Below are 7,397 nucleotides of genomic sequence, written 5' to 3' on the forward strand. Positions count from 1 at the left end.
ATTTAAATAATTAATTTTTTGGCTAGGTTAAAGTTTCGTGAATAATTCAGGTTTAATAATGATATTTTTAATTTTTATTTTGGATATGATCACTTTAAAGCTATTAAATTAGAAAACAACTCTATACTTCTATATTTAATAAAAGGAGACTTGTGTAGTTTAAACTACATTTAAGTCTCCCTCTTTATTAGCTTTTATTCTAAAAATTCACTTCCAATTTTATCTGCTAATAGTATTGCAGCATACATTGACTCCTTTGTTGCTTTAGGAGGCATATTATAAACTGAATCTTCTTCTGGTTGATAGGCTATGTCCATTACACCTTTTATTTTTTCTTCTACATTTTCTTTTAAATCTAGCTGTGCTAGTGTTATAGGAAGGCCTATACTTGAACAAAGTTCTAGAAATTCATCTACCATTTTCTTTGGAAAGTCTTCTAATATCAATAGACATAAAGTTCCAAAGGCTACTCTTTCACCATGTAAGAACTTACTACATTCGGGAATTTCAGTTAGTGCATCTTGTATGGAGTGGGAGCAGGATATTCCTCCACTTTCAAAACCAACCCCACTTAAATAGGTGTTAGCTTCTACTATGTTTTCTAGGGCTCTGCTTACAATATTCATATCTACTGCTAATTTTGCCTGATAAGCATATTTAAGTATTAACTCATAGCTTAACTTTGCTAATCCCAAGGCAGTTTCAGAAACTTCGCTGCCTAGTACATTTTTATAGTTATTGTTATGGCAGATGCTTGCTTCAAAATAAGTAGATAGAGCATCTCCTATGCCGGCTATTAAAAATCTTGATGGAGCTTTTGCCACCATATCAGTATCTACTAGGACTAGTTCGGGGTTTGTTTTAAAGTATTCAACACCGTTTACAGTTCCATCTTCATTATAAACTACAGATACTGAGCTGCATGGTGCATCTGAAGCAGCCACAGTAGGAGCCATAACTACAGGTATACCAACTTTATTGGCTGCTGCTTTAGTAGTGTCCATAACTTTTCCTCCACCTAAACCTATCATACCTGTAAAGTTTTCTTTTTTTATAATTTCTACAAGACGATCTATTTCCTTGTAAGAAGTTTCACCGTTAAATCTTTCAAGTTTACAAGCTATTCCTTCTTTTGAAAAGCTTTCTTCAATAACATTTTTTTTAAGTTTCATGGCAGTGTTACCAGAAAGTATTAAAAAGTTATCAGCTAAATCTTTTACATGGTTTGCTAAGTCGTCCAACAAATTAGGGCCTTGCATATATTTACTAGGAGCTTGTATTTGTCTCATAATTTTCCTCCTTATAAAGCTATCTTAGTCTACTATCTTTAATACTTCATCCATTGGTCTTCTTGTTTTTTCCCTATGTTCTCTATTTTTATAACCAAAGGAAATCATAGAAGCAATTCCAAAGTGTTTTGGGTCGTAGACTCCTTCTTCTACCAAGACTTTTTCTACTTTTTCTATATTAAATCCCTCTATAGGGGTAGAGTCTACACCTAATATAGCAGCTGCTGTTAACATATTAGTAAGGGGTATATAGGTTTGCATACGTGTCCAATCATATAATGCTCCTTCGTTTTCAAAAAGTTTAAAGTCATCCTCTTGAAAAGATTTAAACTTTGCAGTCCTCTTAGCAGCTAAATCTTCCGGGAAGTTTTGTATCTCTCTTGTTATATACTTTAAATAGTCTGAGTCGTATTTCATGTCTTTAGCAGTTCTAGATAAGATTATCACTAGGTGACTAGCTCCATCTATAGCTTTTTCTGCTCCCCAGGAATAAGGCCTGATTTTTTTCTTTATCCCTTCATTATTTAGAAGTATAAATTTCCAAGGTTCATATCCCATAGAACTTGGGGATAGTCTTGCTGCTTCCATTATAGTCATAAAATCTTCATCAGAAACTTTTTTTTCTGGATCGTAACCTTTACAAGTATACCTATTTTGGAATAGGTCTAATATAAAATCTCTTTTGTTTTTCATTTTTTAAAAATCATCTCCTTATATAGTATTTAAGTAAAAAATTGTAAAGCTTTAGAAAAATCTTCTACAAAAATATTTGATATATTCCTTATTTCCTTTTCTTCTTTTCCTTTGTTTGATTCATCACTTACTCCAGCTATATAGAAACCTGCATCTTTTGCTACTTGGCATGAATGTGCAGAGTCTTCAAAAACAATACATTCTTCTGGAGTAAGGTTAAATTTTTGGGCACAATGTAAAAATATTTTCGGGCTTTGTTTGTTAGTATTTAGTTCATTTATAGTTACTGTGTAGTCTAGATACTTGTCTAGTCCTGTCCTGTCTGTAGCAGCCAATACAAAATCTCTTTGATTGGCTGTTGCTAGGCAGATTTTTATACCATTATCTCTTATGGCTTTTACAAAGTCTATGACATGAGCTTTTAATTCTAATTTATCTGTATATATTGAAGATAGTTCTTTTCTCATATGGTTAAAGATTTTTTCTTTTGATGCATGAAGCTTGTATTCGTCTTTTATAAATGCAGCTCCACCTACAAACCCTTTAGGTTTTATTTTACTTAGCATATCATCATTTGGGACTATATCATATTGCAATAGAAGGTCTCTTAGCATATCATCCATATATCCCATTGAACTAACTACAGTTCCATCAAAATCTAATATAATCATCTTTATGTTTTTCATATCTATATCCATTATTTTGTCAATTCAAAGATTGATTTATTAGGATCGTAAACTCCCCAAAGATCTATTGCAGCTTGTAGTTCTTCGTGATCTTTAGCATATTCTTCTATAGGTATATTTTTTAATACCGAATCTGCAGCTTGTTTTAATGCATCTACTCCAGCTTTAAGTCCCATTGGATGTGCGTGCATGCCTGCTCCTGCACCTATAACCATGTCATTTCCTATATCTTTCATCATAGCAGGAACTATTCCTGGATGTATTCCTGCGCAAGGGCTTGGGAAAGTTGTTTTTAAATCATGGAAAGGAGATTGTAGTGATTGAGCTATTCTTATATATCTTTCTTTTAAAGTAGGAACTTTTCCATATGCACAGTTATAAACTACTAAATCTGCTCCGTCTAGCCTCATAAATTTACCATGAACTATATGGGAAGATAGACCAGTATTCTCACCTAAATACATAGCTCCTGCAAAACAAGGATGCGCTAAGAGTGGAACATTTAAATCTGGGTTTTCAGCTAATGCAGCTAAGGCTCCATATCCTGAGGCGTGTGCATTTAACATTAAACCATTTGCCCCAAGTTCTACTGCCATTTTAGCATTTTCTAGCATTATATCTTGCCTATCAGTTATATTTGGGAAATATAGAACCCTGTGTCCTGTTTCTTCGTATACTTCATTAGAAGCTTCTACACAAGCTATAATTCTTTCTTTTAATGGTGCATGAACTGGGTTTGCTATTAGTTCATCATCTTTTATTATATCTACTCCTGCCAAAGCAAGTTTTTTAAATTGTCTTTTGATTACATCTATTGGAATTCCAGTACAAGGTTTTATCATAGCCATAACGGGCGGTCTTTCCTTTATATCTAGTAATTTTCTTATTCCTTTAATACCAAATTTAGGTCCTTTAAAACCATCTGTAAAGCTCTTAGGAAATTCTAGGTCTAATACTTTTAAATTGTTTGTCATAGAAATATTACCAAATACGGTACTTAAAAGCTCTGGTAATTGTTGACCAATATTTTTCCAAGGAAAGGCTATCCTTATTATGCTAGATTTTTCGCCTTCAGGTGCGGCTGCTTCATAGCTTGGTACTGGGAAGACCCCTATTACTCTTCCTACGTGGTTTTGTCTTACTTCTTCTGTCTCATCTGGAACTGGCATCCATGTTCCGGTAGTTTGTTCTACAGCTACAGCTCCAGCCCTCATAAGTAAATCACTAGTGTCTGATTTCATTAGATAAGTTGCAACTATATATTCGTCTAAATTAAGTGATTCTGATTGTGAAAAGATTATTGGATCGTATTTTGAATTCATTAAATTTGCCTCCTTATATTTTTGTTATTTATTTGTTACTGGGTTACTTGCAAATAAAGCTTTTTGATAGTCGCTTAAGTTTGAATATTGTTCTCCATATTTTAAGGGTTCTTCAAGATCTCTTAAGTAAGAACAAACATTAAAGGCACCTTCCATTTGCTCTTTCAATAATCCTTGATGGCAATGGTAGGCATTTCTATAAAAGATAGAATTAGCAGTTATAGGTTCATAGTGCTTTTCTATATTTAACCATTTAGTTAGTGTTTCTTTTATGTTAGTTATGTCGCCTACTGCATATGCAGCTATTACTGCGTTAGCGAGTGTAGCTCCTTCTTTATTTTCAAGTGTAACTGCATCTACACGAAGGGAGTCTGATTTTATTTGATTCCAAACATCACTTTTACTTCCACCTTCTGTAAAAATTACATTATTTATATCTACTCCAACACTTCTTATTCTATCTGTAAAGTATACATATTCATAAGCTATAGATTCTAATATAGATCTCCAGAGGACTCCAGTGTCAGTAGCACTAGTTAAGTTTAGAAAACATCCCGTTGCATTTAATGCTTCGTTACATCCACCTTGTAGATATGGGAAAAACATAGTTCCCTTTGAGCCAGCGGGTACTTTTTCAGCTTTAGCATTTGCTTCTTCATAAAAGCTGTTATCCCCAGGCCTATCCATTATATTGTCTCTAAACCATTGTAGAGATAATCCGCCACTTCGTATATATCCCCAATAATAGTATGTATCTGGAAGTGTACCTGTAGTAAAGTAAAGTCCTGGAGTATTACTTAAGTCTTCTTTTATTCCATCTACCATTACTCCAAACATAGCTGCAGTTCCAGCTACATCAGCTGCCATTCCTGGTTCTACTACTCCGCAACCTAAGAAAGACTGCATTGTATCTCCTGCACCAGCTACAATAGGGATGCCTTCTGGAATACCTAGAGCTTTTGACATCTCATTAGAAACATTTCCAACTATATCCCAAGGCTTAACTATATTAGGAAGTATATCCATAGGTATACCAAACATATCCATTTGTTTTTGAGACCAAGTTTTTTCAATTGCATTAAATCCAATAAGCCATCCTGAGAATGTGCTCCAGTCTATAAAAGCTTCATCCGATTTTAATCCTCCAAGTTTAGAAAGTACATAAGGTCCTATATTCATTACCTTTTTACCACGTTGTTGAAATTCTTCATGATTGTTTAATAGCCATTTAGTTATTACTGTTGGTTGTAGGGCTTCAACTGTAGCGTTACCACTTTCCTTAATCCAAATTGGTTCAAAGCTTTTTCTGATCCATTCTGCTTCTCCTTCTGCTCTAGAGTCAAGATATGGGATAAATGGTGTGATGGCATTTAAGTCTTCGTCTACTCCTACAACTCCACATATTATTCCATCTCCACAAATTGCCCTGATATTTTCAGGATTTATTTTACTTGTTTTTAGACATTCTTTTATTCCTTTTACAGCAGATTCTACGTAACTGTCAGCATCTAATTCAGCCCAGCAAGGTTTAGGATAAAATATCTCATTGCAGGTAGAATGTTGAGCTACGCATTTTGAATCTCCGTCGTAAATAGCTACTTTAGTGCTTTGGGTTCCACAATCAATACTAATATAATATTTCATTAACTATCCCTCCATATTTATTTTAATGTCAAGATTCCTTTGGCTGTTTGTAAAGTAGTGCAAAATATGTCTATTACACCTCCCTTTAAACTTGATTCAATAGCTTCTAATTTGTTTATTCCTTCAGATATAGCTATGACACAGGGACATTTTTTAAGATGCTTAAGTTTAGCTCCTAAAAATATATCACTTTGATCCTTAAGTACTTCCTTTCCATCAGAATTTAGAAAAGAACCAGCTACTATTGCCTTTGCCCCATTTTCATGTGCATTTAAGATTTCTTCATCACTTATGCCAATTTGACTAAGACTTGAGTCAGTGGTTGTCTGCCCAATTCCCATAAGGATAACATTTAAATTTTCGTATGCATCAAAAACAGGTTTAATAGCAGGATTGTTCATTAATTCCTTTCTTAAATAATCTTCCCTAATTATTAACGGTGCATTTAAAACCATGTGACTAGCTTTCATTCTTCCAGCTAACCTTTGGCAATTGTTATTAGCATGCCAATCGACTCCTTCAAAGGTAGCCCCACCTAAGAGTGGAATAAACTTAATATCTTTAACATTATGGATGTTAATAAATTCAGAAGATGATGATAAGGTTTTCCCAGGAGATACTCCTATGTAGTCTCCATTACCTACTTTTGAACTAAGTATTCTAGATACTTCTTCAGATAATTCTTTAAATGCATTTCCATTGCTAGGATTAACAACTAGGACGTGAGAGAGGTTAAACTTTTCCTTGATAATATTTGAAATCCTGTATTCTTCAGAAAATGGATCATTTACTGAAATAGAAACAATCCTTTCTTCTTTTGCATCGGATAGTAGTCTACTCACTTGTGGGCGAGAGATAAATAACTGTTTAGAAATCTCTTCTTGTGTTAGTCCATGGATATAATATAGCTTGCTCGCTTCTACCATCAATTTTAGTTTATTAGAATACATGAGACTCACATCTTTCTTATTATTTTAATTTATCCTCTAATTAAATTATATGATAAGAATTCTAAAGATTCAATCATTTGTCAAAGTCTGCACAAATGTTCAAAATATTTAAATTTCAGATTATGGTGGAGATTAAGATTTCTAATTTACATTATCTAATATGTTTAAACTAGGGGTTATCTGCCCGGATAATATAATAATTTTAAATAAAAAGTGACCTATATCAAGGAAAAATGGATTTTAAAGTGGTATGATAAAGATAGAAACAAAATAGTAAAACAATTTTTTATTAAAAATTAATTTATAAAGGTGGTAGAATATATGCTAGAACTAAAAGATATAGACCTAACTTTAAGCTCAGATAATGAGGAAGTAAGAGTTTTAAAGGGGATAAATCTAAAATTAGAGGCTAAAAAGATTTATGTTATGACAGGACCAAATGGTGGTGGAAAGTCTTCTATCGCCAAGGTTATCATGGGAATATATGAAAACAACAAGGGTAAGATCTTGATGGATTCTGAAGATATAACGGATAAGAGTATTAGCGATAGGGCAAAGCTTGGTATAGGCTATGCCTTTCAGCAGCCAGCACGTTTCAAAGGCATGAAGGTTAGAGATATGCTTAAACTGGCAGCTGGGGATAGGGATATAGATCCTTGCGACTTACTATTTGACGTAGGGCTATGTGCTCAAGACTATTTGGATAGGGAAATAAATGCTAGTTTTTCTGGTGGAGAGCTTAAGCGTTTAGAGATAGCTACTGTTTTAGCAAGGGATTTAAAGGTTGCTCTTTTTGACGAACCAGAGGCTGGT

General features: G+C 33.6%; 7 protein-coding genes. 1 reads left to right on the forward strand and 6 read right to left on the reverse strand.

Annotated features, from left to right (window positions below):
• Positions 1-194 precede the first annotated feature (194 nt).
• The 6 genes from ACTHW2_RS08875 to ACTHW2_RS08900 are packed head-to-tail and all read right to left on the reverse strand — an operon-like array spanning position 195 to position 6,476.
• Complete coding sequence (locus tag ACTHW2_RS08875; RefSeq protein WP_442263583.1) at positions 195-1,289, reverse strand: glycerol dehydrogenase; 1,095 nt, start codon at positions 1,287-1,289, stop codon at positions 195-197.
• Between the two features lie 24 nt (positions 1,290-1,313).
• Entirely contained in the window at positions 1,314-1,982 is a 669-nt protein-coding gene (locus ACTHW2_RS08880) for an NAD(P)H-dependent oxidoreductase (RefSeq protein WP_442263584.1), read from the reverse strand.
• A gap of 29 nt (positions 1,983-2,011) precedes the next feature.
• Entirely contained in the window at positions 2,012-2,668 is a 657-nt protein-coding gene (locus ACTHW2_RS08885; protein ID WP_442263585.1) for an HAD family hydrolase, read from the reverse strand.
• Between the two features lie 11 nt (positions 2,669-2,679).
• The gene (locus tag ACTHW2_RS08890; RefSeq protein ID WP_442263586.1) at positions 2,680-3,990 is read right to left on the reverse strand and encodes a RuBisCO large subunit C-terminal-like domain-containing protein; all 1,311 of its coding nucleotides are present in this window, start codon (positions 3,988-3,990) and stop codon (positions 2,680-2,682) included.
• Positions 3,991-4,014: 24 nt separating this feature from the next.
• Positions 4,015-5,634 carry an FGGY-family carbohydrate kinase gene (locus ACTHW2_RS08895; RefSeq protein WP_442263587.1) on the reverse strand — a complete coding sequence of 540 codons (1,620 nt, stop codon included), beginning with the start codon at positions 5,632-5,634 and terminating at the stop codon, positions 4,015-4,017.
• A 17-nt stretch (positions 5,635-5,651) separates the two neighbouring features.
• Positions 5,652-6,476, reverse strand: a complete 825-nt coding sequence (locus tag ACTHW2_RS08900; protein WP_442263588.1) for a sugar-binding transcriptional regulator — start codon at positions 6,474-6,476, stop codon at positions 5,652-5,654.
• A 429-nt stretch (positions 6,477-6,905) separates the two neighbouring features.
• Here ACTHW2_RS08900 and ACTHW2_RS08905 point away from each other — a divergent pair.
• Positions 6,906-7,397 (forward strand): ATP-binding cassette domain-containing protein (locus ACTHW2_RS08905; RefSeq protein ID WP_442263589.1); only part of this gene is annotated, 492 nt, incomplete at its 3' end.

It is taken from the genome of Tissierella sp. (assembly GCF_052089545.1).
Lineage (GTDB): Bacteria > Bacillota > Clostridia > Tissierellales > Tissierellaceae > Tissierella_A.

Excerpts from the sequence above, each read along its gene's own strand:
- ACTHW2_RS08880 (WP_442263584.1), bottom strand. The coding sequence starts at position 1,982 with ATGAAAAACAAAAGAGATTTTATATTAGACCTATTCCAAAATAGGTAT.
- ACTHW2_RS08885 (WP_442263585.1), bottom strand. The coding sequence starts at position 2,668 with ATGAAAAACATAAAGATGATTATATTAGATTTTGATGGAACTGTAGTT.
- ACTHW2_RS08875 (WP_442263583.1), bottom strand. The coding sequence starts at position 1,289 with ATGAGACAAATACAAGCTCCTAGTAAATATATGCAAGGCCCTAATTTG.
- ACTHW2_RS08890 (WP_442263586.1), bottom strand. The coding sequence starts at position 3,990 with ATGAATTCAAAATACGATCCAATAATCTTTTCACAATCAGAATCACTT.
- ACTHW2_RS08895 (WP_442263587.1), bottom strand. The coding sequence starts at position 5,634 with ATGAAATATTATATTAGTATTGATTGTGGAACCCAAAGCACTAAAGTA.